Raw genomic sequence first — 17,249 nt, 5'->3', positions numbered from 1 at the left:
TGAAACATTTATGCAACACCACCTGTTATGTTTTTGTGTAGGAACTTAATTATAACAAGGTTTTGCATAAATGTTTTTTTGTTTTATTTTAATGGAAAATTATTGAAGTGTTTTTGCACTTTCATAGGTAATACTAGTAATTGAAATAAATAGTATTAGGAGGGAAAATATGTTTAAACATGATAAAAAATTATTAAGAGAAGTAAAAGTAGAAAAAGTAAATCCTCAATATGCAGCATTATTACAAGAACAATTAGGGGGTCCTAATGGAGAATTAAAAGCAGCACTTCAATATTTATCTCAAAGTTTTCGAGTAAAAGACCCTACACTTAAAGATTTATATTTGGATATAGGTGCTGAAGAATTAGGGCATATGGAAATGGTTGCACAAACTATTAATTTATTAAATGGACATGATTTAGCTGTAGAACAAGTAACATCAGGATCAATTGAAAGTCATGTACTAGGAGGATTAGCGCCAATGCTTACTAATGCATCGGGAGAACCCTTTACAGGAAATTATATAAATGTAACAGGAGATATAGCCGCTGATTTATTATCAAATATAGCTGCTGAACAAAGAGCCAAAGTAGTATATGAATATTTGTATCGTCAAATAAACGATAAGTATGTAAAGGAAACGATAGATTTTTTATTAAATAGAGAAGAGGCACATAATGCACTTTTCAGAGAAGCGTTGAATAAAGTAAAAGATACTGCATCTAATAAAGACTTTGGAGTTACAGAAGATTCTAAACTTTATTTTGATTTATCAACACCTGGTACGCATTTTATGCCTCCTAACCCTACTCCACCAAGTTTTGATAATCCTAGAAGAAATTAAAATTTAATGAAATAAAATAAGTTTATCCATAATAATATACAATATAATTATTTATTTTTATTTAATATTAGTATGGATAAAAAATTTGAATATTAATTTACTAGTAACAAAATTTTTGTAAAGGATAAGGTTATGAAAAATACTATTATTACAATTATATTAATGATAATAATAGTGACTGCAATAGGTATATATTTTTTAAATTTAAATAAAATTTTTAATAAAAATGATTTTATTAAAAATATAAATATGGTAGAACAATATGCACTACAATCGGATTGGTATAAGTAATATTACGTTAGTTCTATAATGGAAAATCATAAAAAGGGGAATCTTATTTTAAGATACCCCTTTATTTTATAATCTAAGGTTGCTTGGATCATCAAAAACTCTTACAAATTTAATAGAATATATATCACACATAAGCAAATCATTTGTTCTAGATTCTCTGATAACAACATAACTTATTCCGACTTCTACTAGAACACCTTCTCGATCAATTAGCATACTTGTTCCTATTAAAAATTCGATTTTTACAGATTTTCTTAGGTGTCATAAAAAATAATCCCTCTTTGAAAATCAAATTACTTTTAGTGATGAAATAATAAAAATTATCAAGTTTTTGAAATATAGAAAGAATTACTATTATGATAGAAATACTAAGTTTATATTCAGATAGAAGAATTTATTGGTGACATGAAATATACACCAATATAAAATAAAGTTTGCGGTTAAGTAGATAGAGCCTCTTCTACATCTTTTTAAATGGTAAAAAATGTATTTTAAAATTTAGAACTAGATTTGTCTAAATAAAATTAATAAGTACTATAAATGGATATCAAAATTCAAAAATTTGTTATAAGCAAAGTCTTGTTAACTCAAGGTTTTTTTATTATTCAATAGATATGATAAGTTGTTCTTTGTCAAGTAGTCTAAAAGATATTAAAATGTACAGAAGCATATCTGTATTATTAAAATCTATATTTATAAGTTCCTTTATTCTCTCCAATCTATATAAGAAGGTACTACGATGGATGAATAGAAGTTTAGCAGATTTAGCTGCATTAAGATGGTTTTCTAAATAGGTGCGTAGAGTGTGGTAATACTGTGTTTTATTTTTTTTATCATAAGTTTTCAAAGTAATTATTTTCTTTGAGCAAATTAAATTAGCGGGAAGATGACTTGTACAGCATTCAAGTAAATAAGAATAAGCTATGTCGTCAAATCGATGAATCCAGTTAAAAGGATGGTGATTTATACCAAAATTCAGGGCGATATGCGATTGAGTATGATATTGAAGAATCTCACTAAATCCAGTAAAGCTATTACTAATACCTGCTTTAAGGTAACAATCACGTAAAAAATAAATAAATCTATTACTTACATCATCAATAGTAGTATTAAATTTTGTAAGATTAACAAAAACTACAATTTCATTATTATATGAGCAAGCACAGGAGTCTTTAAGTAGTGATTCAATACGATTGCAAATAGAATTTATTGTTAGGTTATTAACATCGAATGGACTTACTTTTATATTTATACAAAAGTATTCATGATTAGGCAACCAATCAAATTCAGAAAAGCTTTGCTCTATAAATCTGACATCTGATATCTCCTTTGAAAGTATTCCTAAAATAATATTATCTAGGTTATAGAGTTTATCAGATTTCAATAGATTAAGTCTTGAAAGTGCTAATTTAATATACTTTGAAAAATGTTCTAAAAGAGCAGCATCTTCTTCATGTAATTTAGATAGACTTTCTGAAACGATAATGCGATGAGAATACTTTCCGTGGTTAAAGAGATTAATACATAAAGAACGTCTACCTGTCACATGGCTAGGAAATATAAAAGGGTCAATTAAATCTTTAGCAGCATTATACTTAGGATCTAATTTAAATAAATTTATATACTCAAAAAAACTATCCGAATTTATTAATTGAGCAACATCAGGAAGTTTATTTACTATATCAGAATAAGCAAACATAGTAAAATCTGCAGTTTGTAGGAGAATAGGATTATTAAATACATCAAAGCTACAGTCTATCATAGATTGTAGCGTTCCATCTTCATTAAGAATCTTCTGAAGTGAAGAATTCCATTTATCATAAATATCAAAAATGCTTTGAACTGTGTTAAAAATCTCAAATGGAGAAATATCTTCTCCTAATTCCAATATATTATCAGATGAAAGCTCACTATCCCTTAAAGTACGTCCAAGACTTATTATAAGTGTGGATTTAGGTATATTGTCTAATATTGAATTCTGACAAATATAAACTTTATTACTAAGAATATCATCACCATTGTTGTAATATAGAGGACGTTCTAGGCACAATTCGTGAGATAAACATCCTTTATAAGTAAAGGAATATAAATTCTGCAGTTTTCTAATCAAAATTGCTATACTAATTTTCATAATACACCCCCATAGTAATCTTAGTACATATTGTAGGAAAAAATAACCAAAATATCAATATAATTGTAGTATTTTTTCAGAATATTCTATCATTTATAATTATATTAACAAAGAAATATTTAATATTGTATAACTTTAGGGGGGTAAGAAATGATTATAATAGGAGAAAAAATTAATGGATCAATTCCAGCGGTGGCGAAAGCTATATCAGAAAAAGATGCAGACTTTATTAGAAACAGAGTAAGAATACAGGCAGAAGCAAATTCAACATATATAGATGTATGTGCATCTGTTGAAGAAACTATTGAAGTAGAAACTTTAAAATGGTTGATAGACTTAGTTCAAGAAGTTACTGATGTACCAATCTGTATAGATAGCCCAAGTCCACAGGCCTGTGTAGCTGCAATTCCTTTCTGTAAAAAGCCAGGTCTGATAAATTCAGTTTCATTAGAAGGAGATAAAATAGATTTAATATTCCCTGCTATTGCAGATTCAAAGTGGGAATGTATTGCTCTACTTTGTGATGACAAAGGCATTCCTAATTCAGTGGAAAGAAGAATGGAAGTATTTGAGGGAATTATGAAAAAAGCAAAAGAATATAATATAGATCCTTCTCATATACACATAGACCCACTTGTAGTTACTCTTGGCACTGATGGGGAAGCATTAACAACATTTGTAGAGTGCTGCAGACAAATCAAAGCACAGTACCCAACAATACATATAACTAGTGGATTAAGTAACATTTCATTTGGTCTGCCTGCTAGAAAAAATATAAATCAAGCTTTTATGGTATTAGCTATGAATGCTGGTATGGATAGTGCTATTGTTGACCCAACTAACAGAGATATGTTAGGCATGATTTATGCAACAGATGCATTACTAGAAAATGATGAGTTTTGTTTAGAATATATTGGAGCATATAGAGAAGGACTTATAGGGCCTCTTGCTAAAGTTAAACAATCTTAGTACTTTTAATTAATCAAATGATTACGAGCTTTTTATTAAGTAATTATAAAAGTTTTATCATAATTTAAATTAAGAGAGGTATCCAATATATGAAAAAAATTAATAGTAAGATAAAAAGGTTTTGGGGAATAAGTGAAGTTGGTTTTTCTTTTATGAGTACGGTTGAAACTGCATTTTTTATGATTTTTTTAACCGACGTAGCAAAACTTCCTTTAGTAATGTCTGCAGCAATTGCTTCAGTTTCAGGAATAGCTGATGCAGTAACAACAATGCTTGCAGGTGTCATTATAGATAAAGTAAATTTCAAGAGTGGTAAATACCGTCCATGGCTAATCTACTGTCCTCCAGTTGTAGTTGTGTTCTTTATCCTTATGTTTACAAAAATAGGTGGAGATGCGACCGCTGCTCTAATATGTGGATCAGGATATATTATAAGTCATGGTGTATGGAATATATGCTGGACAGCAAATAGAGCCTTAGTTGGAGCACTTACAGATGATGCTGAAGAGAGAGCATTTCTTTCAGCAAGACTATCTTCAGGTTCAAGTGCAGGAAAGATTATAGCATCATATTTTGTTCCAGTACTTAGTGTATTTTTCCTGGGCCTTTTCTCTAGTTCAAATAGTGAAGTTGTTGGGTATACAATGACCGTATTAGTTGCAGCATTGACTTTCTCTATATGTTATGTAATTCACTTTATAATCACAAAAGGCTATGATGAGCCTTTGACTGAAGAAGAAAAATCAACTGCTTTATCTAGTGCAAATATGATTTCCTTTGGTGATATGTTGAGAGGTGTTGCATCAAATCCACAATTAATACTAGTTCTAATATATGATTTCCTAAAATTAATAGCCTACTATACCATAGTAGCATCTATTGCATATTACGCAAAAGTAGTTCTAGGAGCTCCAAATAGTATGTCATTTATACTAGTAGTATTTAATATGGCAACATTAATAGGTACTTTATTTTCACAAAAAACAGTTAAAAAATTAGGCAGTAAGAATACAAATTTTGTTGGGATGATTGGTTTTATAGTATGTCATGGAATATGCTACATACTACCAAATAGTACATTTACATTTCTAGTTTTATTAGGTTTAGGGCAAGTATTCTTTGGAATAGCTTATGGAAATACAACAAGCTTATATTCTATGTGTGGAACATATAGTGAACACAAAACAGGAAAAAATACAAAAGGTGTAATAATGTCATTTTGCTCTTTGGCTATAAAAATTTCTATTGCAGTAAGAGGTGTTGTTATAACATCTGTATTAGGATTCATCAATTATAGCCCAGATCTTGCAATTACAGCATCAACTCAAAATGGAATAAAAACACTATTTTTCTTAGTACCGATAGCTTTCCTTGCATCATCTTTAATACCATTAATTTGGTTTAAAATCAAAGATAGTGATATTGCGATAATGGAAAGAGAGATTGCACAAAGGGCTAAAAATATAAATGTATAAATATATTTATGGGGGGGCTTTATAATGAGAAAATATCCTTTTAACAAAGAAAAAGAATTAAGAGATATAGGAACAATACCTGCAATTCCGTCATTTTATGGTATGCCATCGCACCCAACTAGAAAATTTGATACTCCTATAACAGCAAGAGAGAACTTTTTAAGAATATGTAATAATGAAAAACCAGTTTGGTTACCAACTATGACAACTGATTTTAACTGTATCCAACCTATAGTAATGCCAGACGCAAAAGCAAGAGTAGAAGGTGGATTTGACTGGTTCGGAATAGAGTGGGAATATGAGCCATTAACTAATGCTGCCATGGTAAAGCCGGGGACTAGAAGACTTAGTGATATTACAAATTGGGAAGATGAGTTAGTATTTCCTGATTTAAAAGAAATAGATTGGAAAAAGGATTATGAAGAAAACTACAAGTCAGTGTTAGATAAAAATAGACCAACAATATTTATAATTGTAAATGGATTGTTTGAGCGTACTGCAGATTTAACAAGTTTTGAAGATGCTTTCTGCTATTTACTAGAAGAACCAGAAGCTCTTGAAGCTTTTTATACTAAGTTAGCTGATTGGCATATAGAATTAATAAAAATAGCAAAAGAAGTTTATGGTGCGGATATAATCACTTTCCATGATGATATGGGTACTCAAAAAAGTTCTTTCTTCTCTCCAGCAATATTTGAAGAAGTAATGCTTCCACATTATAAGAAAATAGTTGATGCAGCTCATGAAATAGGGCTTTATGTAAACTTCCATTCATGTGGATCAGTTTCGAATCAAATTGAGAATTACTGTAAAGTTGGGTTTGATTTCTGGGAAGGCCAAGATTCTTGTAATGATAAAAATGCAATAATGGATAAGTATGGAGATAAACTCGGTCAAATAGGAGCCTTTGCATTAGAGCAAACTTTATCAGATGAGGAATTTGAAAAAGCTTTAAAAGAAAGAATTCTTACTTTAGGAGCAAGTGGACGTTATATTATGTGGTTCCGTGAGCCTAATTTAGAGCGTATGGCCAAAGGATATGAAATACTATATTCAACATCACGTGAAATGTTTAGTAAGTAGAAATATAGGGTGGATAATAAATCTAATCAAAATAATGTTAAGGGGGGATTAATATTATGTCAAAGATACAAGAAATATCAAATGCTGTTCAAAGTGGTAAATCTAAAATAGTTGGTGGATTAGTTCAAGAAGCACTAGATCAAGGGGTTAATCCATCAGAAATACTAAATATTGGTATGATTGATGCTATGAGTATAGTTGGAGAAAAATTTACGAAAAATGAAATATTTGTACCAGAAATGCTTGTTGCAGCCCGTGCTATGAAAAAGGGAGTAGAGGTTCTTAAGCCACATCTTGCAGGAGATGGGTCATCATCTGTAGGTAAAATGGTTATGGGGACTGTATCAGGAGATTTACATGATATAGGTAAAAATCTAGTTATTATGATGATGGAAAGTGCTGGATTTGAAGTAATAGATCTTGGAGTAGATGTGGCAGTTGAAAAGTTTGTAACATCTGTAAAAGAAAATCCAGATGTAGTTATAGTTGGTGTTTCTGCACTGCTGACAACTACAATGCCTGCCATGAGGGATACTGTTAAAGCACTTTTAGAATGTGAATGTAGAGACAGAATAAAAATTATGGTAGGGGGAGCTCCTATAACCCAAGAGTTTGCAAATGAAATAGGAGCAGATGCATACACAGAAGATGCAGCATCTGCGGCTCAAGTAGCTAAGTCATTTGTTACATTCGCATCAGCTTAAGAACCTATGATTAATTAAAATAATAAGGAGTATTTGGATTATATATGATTGTATATCTCTAGATACTCCTTATTATGTTTTTGAAAGCCAATAGCAATAAATTAATGATCGGGAGTGTATAGTGTGAGTGAATTTAGGTTATTATTCAAACCTCAAGATATAGAGATTAAAGTAAGTCAAGGAATATCCATATTAGAAGCACAAAGTAAAGCAGGTCTTAAACCAGATGCACCTTGTGGTGGACAGGGTAAATGTGGTAAGTGCCTTGTTGAAATAATCAAAGGAGAAACTAGAGAGACTGTAAAATCGTGCGCTACCTATGTAGATGCAGATATGGTAATAGATACAGCTTCTAAATTTAATAATCATAAAATTTTAATTCAAGGTATTGAGAGAAAATTTGAAGTAGACCCTATTATTAAGACTATTGATGTAAAGGTTGAAAAGTGTAAGGTAGGAGATAATAGCTCAGATTGGAAAAGACTAAAAGATGCAGTAGCTATAAATACTAATATTGATGAAAGTTCAATTCCTGTGAATGTTTCAACGGTATTAAATTTATCAAAATTCCTAAATAAAAATAACTATGAAGTAAATGTAGTAATGAGTGAAAATGAAATAATAGATTTGAGATTAATAGAAGAGTCTTGGTATACAGTAGCATTTGACATCGGAACTACTACTATTGTGGGCTATTTACTAGATGGGAAAACAGGCGAAGAATTATGTGTAGTAAGTATGCTAAACCCCCAATCTAAATTTGGTGCAGATGTAATTATGAGATCACATTATGCTATAGAACATGGTGTTCATAATTTAAGCAGTTTAATTAGAAAAGCCTTAAATGATTTAATAGAGGAATCAGTTAATAAATCAGGAATAAGTAAAAGTAAAATATACCTTATATCTATTGTAGGAAATACTTGTATGCACCATCTACTTTTGGGAATTTCACCACAATCTTTAGTTCATTCTCCTTATAATGCTTCTCTTAGTGAAGGATTAATATTAAATGCAAGAGATTATGACATTACAATAAATAATAATGGAAAACTTATTATGCTTCCAAATATTGCAGGATTTGTAGGAGCAGATACTGTGGGGGTATTAATAGCAACAGAGTTTCATAAGCTAGATGCTTTAACACTAGTTATTGATATTGGCACAAATGGAGAATTAGTTATGGGAAATAAAGACAGAATGATTACCTGTTCCACTGCGGCAGGACCTGCTTTTGAAGGTGCTAAAATACAGTGTGGAATGAGGGGAGCAGAGGGAGCAATAGATCATGTAGGATTTAATGCAGATAAGTTAGAATACACCACAATAAAAGGAGCAAAGCCGATAGGTATTTGTGGATCCGGGCTTATAGATATTATAGCAAATCTTTTTAAGGTTGGTATTATAGATGATAGTGGAAAATTATGCTCAGCAAGAGAGATTGAGGGAAGTAGCAAGATAGATAATTGTAATCGAATTGTAGAAATAGATGGGATGAAATGCTTTGTTATAGTCTTTGAAAACGAGTCTGGAAATGGGGAAAAAATATTTTTAAGTCAAAAGGATATTAGAGAAGTACAACTAGCAAAAGGGGCAATATCAGCTGGAATAAATCTTATGGCAGAGAAGCTAGAGATTGAGTTAAGTGATATACAGCAAGTATTTATTGCAGGGGCTTTTGGAAACTATATGTCACCACAAAGTGCATGTGATATAGGATTAATACCATCCTGTCTAAGAAATAAAATAAAGCCTATAGGGAATGCGGCAGGTCAAGGATCTAAGATTTGTGCCCTTAATAAGTATGAATACAAGACAAGTTTAAAAATAGCTAGGGATATAGAGTTTTTAGAACTAGCTACAAATCCTAATTTCCAAGAATACTTTATTGATGAATTAGAATTTCCCCAAATATAGAGAGATAAGGTGAAAAGAATGGAAAATATAGAATATATCAAAATGAGAGCACTAGAGGTAGGTTTCACTGTATCAGCTAATTTAGACTGTACGACAATAAAGCCAATGAAGGAAGTAAGAGAAATGTGTTCATCAAATAAATGTAATAAGTATGGTAAAAACTGGGCGTGTCCTCCGGGATGTGGAACTCTAGAAGAGTGTACTAGGAATATAAGTAATTATAAATATGGTATAATTGTTCAGACTGTAGGAGAACTAGAAGATTCCTTGGATTATGAATCTATGATGAAAATACAAGGAAAGCACAACCAAATGTTTAAGAGTATGACAGAAGAACTAAGAGAAGAATATCCTAATTTAATAGCACTTGGAGCAGGTTGTTGCCTTCAATGTGAAGAATGCACATATCCTAATAGTGTATGTAGATTTCCGCAGAAAGCTATTTCATCCATGGAAGCCTATGGAATATTAGTTAGTAAGGTTTGTAGTGATAATAATATACCTTATTATTATGGAGCGGGAACAATATCTTATACTGGATGTTTTCTTCTAGACTGAATTTAATTTATGTCTAATTAAATTTTTTTAATTTTATATAATTGCAATCCACAATATAGCTGTGTGAAGGTTATGGGATAGCTGTAGGAAATTGGGTTGCCATTTGGGGGATATAGCTTCTGCTATATCATGTGTAACCATTATAGTAGTCTTATTCTCATTCTTTATAATCTGAGCGATATCATTACAAACCAAAAGTCTAGTTTGATAATCAAGCGCTGAAAAAGGCTCATCTAAAAGAAGTATATCGGGGTTAACAGCTAGTGTTCTAATCAAAGCAACCCTTTGCCTCATGCCGCCCGAAAGCTCTTTTGGGTAGTTATTTCTAAATTCCCAAATACCGTAAAGCTTAAGAAGTCTTTCTATCTTTTGTAAAGCTTCATAAGTTAATTTCTTTTGTATCTCTAGTCCTATTTTTATATTATCTATTATAGTCCTCCATTCAAGTAGATGATCTCTTTGAAACATATATCCTATTTTGCCATTCATAATGACTTTTCCTTTGGTAGGAATTATAAGGTTAGATAATATATTCATAATTGTGGATTTACCGCAACCAGAAGGACCTACTAGTGCCAAAATTTCTCCTTCTTCTAAAGTTAAATTAATATCTTTTAAAACTTCAAGTTCTCCCTCTAATGTGTAGTAATTCATAGAAAGATTGTTTATTTGAACAATAGGGTTCATATATGCACCTCCTAGAAGAAAAAATCTATGTCATATAATTTATATTATTAAAATATGAAGAATTTTGTACCTAGATAATAGATATATAAGTTAATGATAGCAATATTAAGAAAGCAGGTATATTTAAAATTGTAGATTAATAATTAGAAATTAAAATACCTGATTTTAAATCTAAAATCTAATGCATTGATATTATTTATAAAAATTATTTTATAAATAAATAGCAAAAATAGTATATAAATCTAAAGATATAAATTAAATGTTAGGCAAAGAGATATGTATAAATAGGGGTAAATTTATACGCTTAAAGTTGAAAAGGTAATTGTGCTTAAATAAAAAGTATAAAAAATAAAAAAAAGTTCATTTATTAACATTTTATGGTATTATTTGCAAAAAAATGTTGTATATTTGTCAAAATATATGTTATTATGAAATGACGTAAGGGCATAAATTGAAATTTATTATTTTGATTTTAAAAAAATATATAATATGCATTAGAACAGATGATGTATGGGTAGACTTGGACGCTTTATCCCATATTGATGTAGTAGCGTAACCGGCTAATTATAACTTTGTTATAATTAGCTTTTTTTTGTAGTTTAATATGTATGATTTAAGATAATTAAATTAAGTTAGAGTAGTAAGAATACTATTTTATACTGGTTTGTAATAGTGAAACTAGCAATATTAAGGGTTTTAAGTATATTGATTTATTGAATTAATTATATACAATTCTGGAAAAAAGGAAGGTGACTCTTGTGAACTTGATGACTGTTAAAAATAAAATATTAGTTGTTGTTACCGTAATTATGTCCTTGATATATTTAGGATGGAGAATTTTTTTTACAATACCGTTTGAATATGGAGTAATTGCAATTGTATCTGGGTTTTATCTTTTAATTATAGAAATTATAGGTATGTTTGAAGCTGGAATACATTTTTACAATATGACGAATATTCAATTTCCAAAATGCCCTGAAATTAAAAATAAGGAATATCCGGAAGTGGATGTATTTATAGCTACATACAACGAACCTGTGGAACTATTATATAAGACAATTAACGGATGTTCAAATATGGATTATCCAGATAAATCTAAAGTTCACATATATTTATGTGATGATGGTAACCGTCAAGAAATGGAAGCTCTATGTGAAAAAATGAAAATAAAATATATAACGAGGATAGAAAGAACACATGCAAAAGCAGGAAATTTAAATAATGCAATGTCTCTTACCTCATCCCCTCTTATTGTTACAATGGATGCAGATATGATCCCGATGCATGATTTTTTAACTGCATGTGTGCCATATTTTTTTACAGGTGAAAAGGTTGGGTTCGTTCAGACTCCTCAAAGTTTTTATAATCCTGATTTATTTCAATTTAATTTGCATTCAGAATCTAGAATTCCAAATGAGCAGGATTATTTTTATCGAGATATCCAGGTAGGGAGAAATAAATCTAATTCGGTTATATATGGAGGTTCTAATACGATTATTTCTAGGGAGGCCTTAAATGAAATTGGAGGATTTTGCACCGAAGTGATAACTGAAGACTTTGCAACTGGCATAGAAATTCAAAGTAAAAAATATAAGTGCTATGCATTAAAAGATGTCCATGCATCAGGTCTATCTCCTTCAGACTTAAAAAGTTTGATTAAGCAAAGAGAACGATGGGCAAGAGGCTGTATCCAAACAGGGCGAAAGCATAACATACTTTTCAAAAAAGGTCTTAGTATAGCTCAAAGGTTAAATTATATTGCATCTGTACTGTATTGGTTTTTTCCGTTAAAAAGACTAATATACATAATGGCACCGATTTTATTTACTGTCTTTAATGTTATTGTTGTCAAGTGCACATTGTTTGAGGTTCTTATATTCTGGTTACCTATGTACTTACTTACGAATACATGTATTAGGAAATTATCAGGTAATATTCGTAGCAACAAATGGACAAATGTATATGAAAATATTTTATTTCCATCTTTATTCATTCCTGTTATTTTAGAAACACTTTGTATATCACAAAGAAAATTTTTAGTAACAAGAAAAGAGAAGGTTGAAGATGATAAAAAATACAAATTGATGCAAGTTTTACCTCATGTTTTTTTTGCTATTTTATCTTCTGTTGGAATTATAAACTGTATAAGATGGACTTTTACAACTGGTTCAATTGGAATGATAGTGGTTTTATTTTGGTTGTTAATAAATTTATACAATATTCTAATGTCTATTTTTTTTATGATAGGAAGAAATGTTTATCGAAAATATGAACGAACTATGGCAAAAGTGCAATGTATAATCGAAAATAGCAATTTTAAAATTAATTGCTTAACTAGAGATATTTCTGAAAGTGGATTTTCAATTATATTAGACTTTCCAAAATATATTGATTATAAAGAAGAATGTGAAATAGTTTTAAAAACGGATAGGTATTTAAGTCACTTTAAAGCTAAAATAGTTCACGTAGATAGAATAAAAAAACAGTGGAAATTTTCTTTTTATATTTGTGAAATTAAAGAATTAGAAAAAAAACAACTTTTACAAATTATTTATGATAGGAAGCCATCTTTACCTCAAGTTTTAGATACAGACGGAAGTACATTTGAAGATTTAAAAATAAATACATTTAAAAGAATAAAAAAAGAAAAAATGTCAAATAGGAAATTGGCACGTTTTGTTATAGATGAGTCAATTGAAGCTGTGGGCTATGGAATTGTAAAACTAAAAGATTTTAATTATGAATATATGAGAATTAGAATGGGACTTAGAGAGTCGGAACATTTAATTATACCATTAGAACATGGAATTACATTAAATTGTACATTTATTCAAAATATTAATAAATCACATGAAAGGCTTTATCGAATTGTAAACTATGAAGATATTGCACAGAATAAAAACTTTGAAGTTATCTTGAAAAAATGGATTAATAATTTTAGTAAAAAAACGAAAGAAAAGATGGAAGGAAATACAGGAATTGAAAATAACCATTCTGATGAATTTGATGAAATGCATTATATATAAGATGGAGGTAAGTATGCCATATAGAAAAAAACACATGAAAATTTTATATTCTTTATCTATTATGTTATTATTTTGCTTCGTTTTACCATCATATGCCATGGATTCTAACTTGGATCTTGAACCTAACAGTTTGACTTTAAAAGATAATGGAGGCAACAATAAATGCCAAGTAACTGGAAATAAAAAGATAAAGATAAATACAAATACAATGAAGTTAGAAAAAGGTTATTACACATCTCAATTTTATATTAATTCTAAAGTTGATTGGTCACCTTACAAAGAGCTAGCTTTTCATATAAATAACTTGTCAGACTCACCGATTAAGATAAATTTATTTGTTGTTCTAAACGATGGAACATACATTATGCTAGAAGAAGGTAAATCTGTATTTTTACAAAAAGGAAAAAACAATAATATAAAAGTTACAAATATTCAAACAGATGGCTTTGAAGTAAACAATGATTTTGAAGGAATAGTTCATATACCCTTAGAAAATTTTGAGATTTCTAAAAAAAAGCTTGAAAATATTATTTTCTTCGGTATCCAGACTACCACTAAAGAAAATATTATTCAAAAAATGGAAATCGATAATTTGAAATTAATTTCTTCAAATAGTTCAACGTTACCAGAAGAAATTTTAAATTTAAAAATAGTTGGTGATAAAAATATAATAAAACCTATAATGGGAGAATCCATTGTACAATATGAATTAGTAACTAAGCATAAACAAGAAAATAAAGTAACTTTTTACTTAGAGGAAGAAGTTGAAGGTGTATCGATTACAGAAAATGGTAGATTAACAGTATTACCAAATGCTGTTGTTGACAAAATTAATATTAAAGCTGTAATCAATAATAAATTCAATCTAATATTAGAAGTTATTTTGTCAGACTCGTTGATATTGAATTTGAAAGACATGGAAGGATTTAGTCTTACAATCCCAAAAGATTACGAAGTGAGAAAAGTAATAAGTTCACAGGATATTTTTAGTCGTGAAGATGTTATTGTTTTATTTAGGTTAATTATTGCTTTAATAGCTATTATAATATTAACTACTTATTTTGTATGGAGGATAAAATGGAAAAAAGAAAATATAAATCAACGAGAATAATGGTGGTATTTATAGTTATAATTATATTTTGCTTTATATTTATCAAATATCAAAACCAAGACAAAAGGACATTACCTTTTCATAAGTGCATGAATATAGGAAATGCTTTAGATTCTCCTAAAAACATTGAATGGGATGTACAAATTAAGAATGAGTACTTTGACTTAATAAAAAATGCAGGATTTGATAGTGTACGAATCCCTATAAGATTTTCGGATTATGCAAAGGATCAACCAAACTATATCATTGAAGAGAGTTTTATGAAAGAAGTTGATGAGTATGTTGATTATGCTTTAAGCAATGACTTAGTAGTTATTTTAGATTTACATCATTTTCTAGAGTTAATGGAGGAACCAGATAAGTATAAAGATTGTTTTTTACGAATATGGGAACAACTTGCACAAAGATATCAAAATTATCCAGATAAACTTGTTTTTGAAATACTTAATGAGCCAAATAAAAATCTTAAATCTAATATATGGAATGAGTATTTAAATGAAGCAATAAATATAGTTCGTAAGAGTAATAAAAGTAGACTTATAATTGTTGGAGCAACTGAATTTTCCTCTTTAGATAGTTTGAAATATTTAAAATTGCCTGAAGATAAAAATCTTATAGCAACGTTTCATTTTTATGAACCAAATGAATTTACATTTCAGGGAAATGTATACCATAAAGGGTTTGAAGATTTAAAAAACATCCCATGGAGTGGTACTGATTCAGAAGTTAAGTATATTAAAGAAAGATTTTCTACTGTAAAGACATGGGCAGATAAAAATAAAATAAGAGTTTTTTTAGGAGAATTTGGAGCTAATAATAACGCTCCTGAAAAAGATCGTGAACTATGGATCAAACAGGTAAGAAAAACTGCTGAAGAAATGGGCTTTGCTTGGGGATATTGGGAGCTGTGTTCTGAATTTGGTATTTATGATACTAAAACATCTTCCTGGAATGAATTTCTTTTAAATGCTCTTATAGATAAGCAGTAGGTAATGAGAGAGGTGGTATTTTATGCTTTTTTCGAGTATAGTTTTTTTATTTTATTTTTTTCCGGCGGTATTATTGATTTATTATATTCTAAGATTTTCAAATACACTTAAAAATATATTTTTATTATTTGCAAGTCTGTTTTTCTATGCTTGGGGTGAGCCGTGGTTTGTTTTAATTATGATTGTATCTATTATATGCAATTATGTATTTGCACTATTAGTTGATCGATATCGACATAAAAAATCGATTTCAAAAATTATTCTTGTTTTGATGTGTTTTGTTAATTTAGGTTTGCTTTTCTTTTTTAAATATCTTGGATTTGCTGTTAGAACAATTACTCAAATTACTAATTTTAAAATACATATACCAAATATAGCGCTGCCGATAGGAATTTCATTTTTTACATTTCAAGCAATGTCTTATGTAGTAGATGTTTATAGAAAAAATGGAAATGTACAAAAAAATCCATTTTATGTTGCTTTATATATTTCATTTTTTCCACAGCTAATAGCAGGGCCAATTGTACGCTATAGTACAATTGCTAATCAAATAATTAATAGAAAAGAAACTTGGCAGAAATTTTCTATAGGAACTTGCAGATTTATTACAGGTCTTTCGAAAAAAGTATTGATTGCTAACAATATGGCAGTTGTTGCAGATCGTATTTTTGAAATGAATATAGTTGCTGGGGTACCTTCAAGTCTTGCTTGGCTTGGTTCTGTTGCGTATACGCTACAAATATTTTTTGATTTTTCTGGGTATTCCGATATGGCTATTGGTATAGGTTTGATGTTTGGATTTAAATTTGAAGAAAACTTTAATTACCCATATATATCAAAATCTATCACAGAATTTTGGCGTAGATGGCATATGTCATTAGGATCATGGTTTAAGGAATATGTTTATTTTCCATTAGGAGGTTCTCGAATTAAAAATAAAGATAAAGTCATACGTAATTTATTTATAGTTTGGCTACTTACGGGTATATGGCATGGGGCTGAATGGACTTTTGTACTATGGGGGCTTTGGAACTTTACTTTTATAGCAGTAGAAAAGTTCTTTGCCATTGATAAAAGAGTATCAAATAAAATAACGCGTAATTTGTATGTTTTATTTGTTGTTAATTTAGGTTGGGTAATTTTTAGAGCTGACAACTTAGTGGAGGCAGGTAGATTTGTTTCAAGTATGTTTAAGTTTTATAAAAATGGTTTTTGGAGTGACTATACAGCTATGTTTTTAAAAGAATATATCGTTTTTTTCACAGCAGGAATAGTATTTTCGACTCCAATAGCAAAAAGAATGAATAAGTTTATTGTGGATGGTGAACCAGGTAGCAAAATCCTTGATTTTGGATACACGTTTGTAATTATATCGCTGTTTCTAATATGTGTTTCATATTTAACAAAAGGGACTTATAATCCATTCATTTACTTTAATTTTTAAAAAGGAAAGTGGTAATGAAT

General features: G+C 29.4%; 15 protein-coding genes and 1 riboswitch. Of the genes, 12 read left to right on the top strand and 3 right to left on the bottom strand.

From position 1 onward, the window contains the following. The first annotated feature begins 169 nt into the window (after window positions 1-169). Both Tmeso_RS05665 and Tmeso_RS16360 read left to right on the top strand, forming a co-directional pair. Window positions 170-844, top strand: coding sequence for a manganese catalase family protein (locus Tmeso_RS05665; protein WP_099189098.1), 675 nt, complete (start codon window positions 170-172; stop codon window positions 842-844). A gap of 132 nt (window positions 845-976) precedes the next feature. Beyond that, a complete protein-coding gene (locus Tmeso_RS16360; protein WP_187296242.1) occupies window positions 977-1,135 on the top strand; it encodes a hypothetical protein in 159 nt (52 codons plus the stop codon). Window positions 1,136-1,201: 66 nt separating this feature from the next. Here Tmeso_RS16360 and Tmeso_RS05660 read toward each other — a convergent pair whose 3' ends face one another. Then, window positions 1,202-1,351, bottom strand: coding sequence for a hypothetical protein (locus Tmeso_RS05660; protein WP_330400304.1), 150 nt, complete (start codon window positions 1,349-1,351; stop codon window positions 1,202-1,204). A gap of 385 nt (window positions 1,352-1,736) precedes the next feature. Continuing rightward, window positions 1,737-3,185, bottom strand: a complete 1,449-nt coding sequence (locus Tmeso_RS05655; RefSeq protein WP_187296241.1) for a PucR family transcriptional regulator — start codon at window positions 3,183-3,185, stop codon at window positions 1,737-1,739. Window positions 3,186-3,416: 231 nt separating this feature from the next. Here Tmeso_RS05655 and Tmeso_RS05650 point away from each other — a divergent pair, with 231 nt between their 5' ends. The 6 genes from Tmeso_RS05650 to Tmeso_RS05625 all read left to right on the top strand — a co-directional run bounded on the left by Tmeso_RS05650 (window position 3,417) and on the right by Tmeso_RS05625 (window position 9,972). Beyond that, the gene (locus tag Tmeso_RS05650) at window positions 3,417-4,235 is read left to right on the top strand and encodes a methyltetrahydrofolate cobalamin methyltransferase (RefSeq protein WP_099189094.1); all 819 of its coding nucleotides are present in this window, start codon (window positions 3,417-3,419) and stop codon (window positions 4,233-4,235) included. 89 nt (window positions 4,236-4,324) lie between these two features. After that, window positions 4,325-5,710, top strand: a complete 1,386-nt coding sequence (locus Tmeso_RS05645; RefSeq protein ID WP_099189092.1) for an MFS transporter — start codon at window positions 4,325-4,327, stop codon at window positions 5,708-5,710. Between the two features lie 24 nt (window positions 5,711-5,734). Next, on the top strand, window positions 5,735-6,793 hold the full coding sequence (locus tag Tmeso_RS05640) for a uroporphyrinogen decarboxylase family protein (RefSeq protein WP_099189090.1): 1,059 nt from the start codon (window positions 5,735-5,737) through the stop codon (window positions 6,791-6,793). A 56-nt stretch (window positions 6,794-6,849) separates the two neighbouring features. Continuing rightward, window positions 6,850-7,497 (top strand): corrinoid protein, encoded by a 648-nt coding sequence (locus Tmeso_RS05635; RefSeq protein WP_099189088.1) that lies wholly within the window; start codon window positions 6,850-6,852, stop codon window positions 7,495-7,497. A gap of 123 nt (window positions 7,498-7,620) precedes the next feature. Next, complete coding sequence (locus tag Tmeso_RS05630) at window positions 7,621-9,414, top strand: ASKHA domain-containing protein (protein WP_099189086.1); 1,794 nt, start codon at window positions 7,621-7,623, stop codon at window positions 9,412-9,414. Window positions 9,415-9,432: 18 nt separating this feature from the next. Continuing rightward, complete coding sequence (locus Tmeso_RS05625; protein ID WP_099189084.1) at window positions 9,433-9,972, top strand: DUF2284 domain-containing protein; 540 nt, start codon at window positions 9,433-9,435, stop codon at window positions 9,970-9,972. 33 nt (window positions 9,973-10,005) lie between these two features. Here Tmeso_RS05625 and Tmeso_RS05620 read toward each other — a convergent pair whose 3' ends face one another. Further along, window positions 10,006-10,659 (bottom strand): ABC transporter ATP-binding protein, encoded by a 654-nt coding sequence (locus Tmeso_RS05620; RefSeq protein ID WP_099189082.1) that lies wholly within the window; start codon window positions 10,657-10,659, stop codon window positions 10,006-10,008. Window positions 10,660-11,146: 487 nt separating this feature from the next. Further along, window positions 11,147-11,230: riboswitch (cyclic di-GMP riboswitch) on the top strand. A 196-nt stretch (window positions 11,231-11,426) separates the two neighbouring features. Here Tmeso_RS05620 and Tmeso_RS05615 point away from each other — a divergent pair. Genes Tmeso_RS05615 through Tmeso_RS05600 form a run of 4 tightly spaced genes read left to right on the top strand, consistent with a single transcriptional unit; the run spans window position 11,427 to window position 17,229 of the window. Then, complete coding sequence (locus tag Tmeso_RS05615; RefSeq protein WP_242967881.1) at window positions 11,427-13,685, top strand: glycosyltransferase; 2,259 nt, start codon at window positions 11,427-11,429, stop codon at window positions 13,683-13,685. Window positions 13,686-13,698: 13 nt separating this feature from the next. Beyond that, a complete protein-coding gene (locus Tmeso_RS05610; protein ID WP_099189078.1) occupies window positions 13,699-14,796 on the top strand; it encodes a hypothetical protein in 1,098 nt (365 codons plus the stop codon). Then, complete coding sequence (locus tag Tmeso_RS05605) at window positions 14,763-15,785, top strand: glycoside hydrolase family 5 protein (RefSeq protein WP_099189076.1); 1,023 nt, start codon at window positions 14,763-14,765, stop codon at window positions 15,783-15,785. The genes Tmeso_RS05610 and Tmeso_RS05605 overlap by 34 nt, the downstream gene beginning before the upstream one ends. 22 nt (window positions 15,786-15,807) lie before the next feature. Next, window positions 15,808-17,229, top strand: a complete 1,422-nt coding sequence (locus tag Tmeso_RS05600; protein ID WP_099189074.1) for an MBOAT family O-acyltransferase — start codon at window positions 15,808-15,810, stop codon at window positions 17,227-17,229. Window positions 17,230-17,249 lie beyond the last annotated feature (20 nt).

Origin of the sequence: Tepidibacter mesophilus (assembly GCF_002724055.1) — a bacterium.
GTDB classification, from domain to species: Bacteria; Bacillota; Clostridia; order Peptostreptococcales; family Peptostreptococcaceae; genus Tepidibacter_A; species Tepidibacter_A mesophilus.
Note: the sequence above shows the minus strand (reverse complement) of the source record. Positions and strands in the feature narration are given on the sequence as shown.

Coding starts and splice junctions, on each gene's coding strand:
- Tmeso_RS05665 (WP_099189098.1), top strand. CDS start 170: ATGTTTAAACATGATAAAAAATTATTAAGAGAAGTAAAAGTAGAAAAA.
- Tmeso_RS16360 (WP_187296242.1), top strand. CDS start 977: ATGAAAAATACTATTATTACAATTATATTAATGATAATAATAGTGACT.
- Tmeso_RS05660 (WP_330400304.1), bottom strand. CDS start 1,351: ATGCTAATTGATCGAGAAGGTGTTCTAGTAGAAGTCGGAATAAGTTAT.
- Tmeso_RS05650 (WP_099189094.1), top strand. CDS start 3,417: ATGATTATAATAGGAGAAAAAATTAATGGATCAATTCCAGCGGTGGCG.
- Tmeso_RS05645 (WP_099189092.1), top strand. CDS start 4,325: ATGAAAAAAATTAATAGTAAGATAAAAAGGTTTTGGGGAATAAGTGAA.
- Tmeso_RS05640 (WP_099189090.1), top strand. CDS start 5,735: ATGAGAAAATATCCTTTTAACAAAGAAAAAGAATTAAGAGATATAGGA.
- Tmeso_RS05635 (WP_099189088.1), top strand. CDS start 6,850: ATGTCAAAGATACAAGAAATATCAAATGCTGTTCAAAGTGGTAAATCT.
- Tmeso_RS05625 (WP_099189084.1), top strand. CDS start 9,433: ATGGAAAATATAGAATATATCAAAATGAGAGCACTAGAGGTAGGTTTC.
- Tmeso_RS05620 (WP_099189082.1), bottom strand. CDS start 10,659: ATGAACCCTATTGTTCAAATAAACAATCTTTCTATGAATTACTACACA.
- Tmeso_RS05615 (WP_242967881.1), top strand. CDS start 11,427: ATGACTGTTAAAAATAAAATATTAGTTGTTGTTACCGTAATTATGTCC.
- Tmeso_RS05610 (WP_099189078.1), top strand. CDS start 13,699: ATGCCATATAGAAAAAAACACATGAAAATTTTATATTCTTTATCTATT.
- Tmeso_RS05605 (WP_099189076.1), top strand. CDS start 14,763: ATGGAAAAAAGAAAATATAAATCAACGAGAATAATGGTGGTATTTATA.
- Tmeso_RS05600 (WP_099189074.1), top strand. CDS start 15,808: ATGCTTTTTTCGAGTATAGTTTTTTTATTTTATTTTTTTCCGGCGGTA.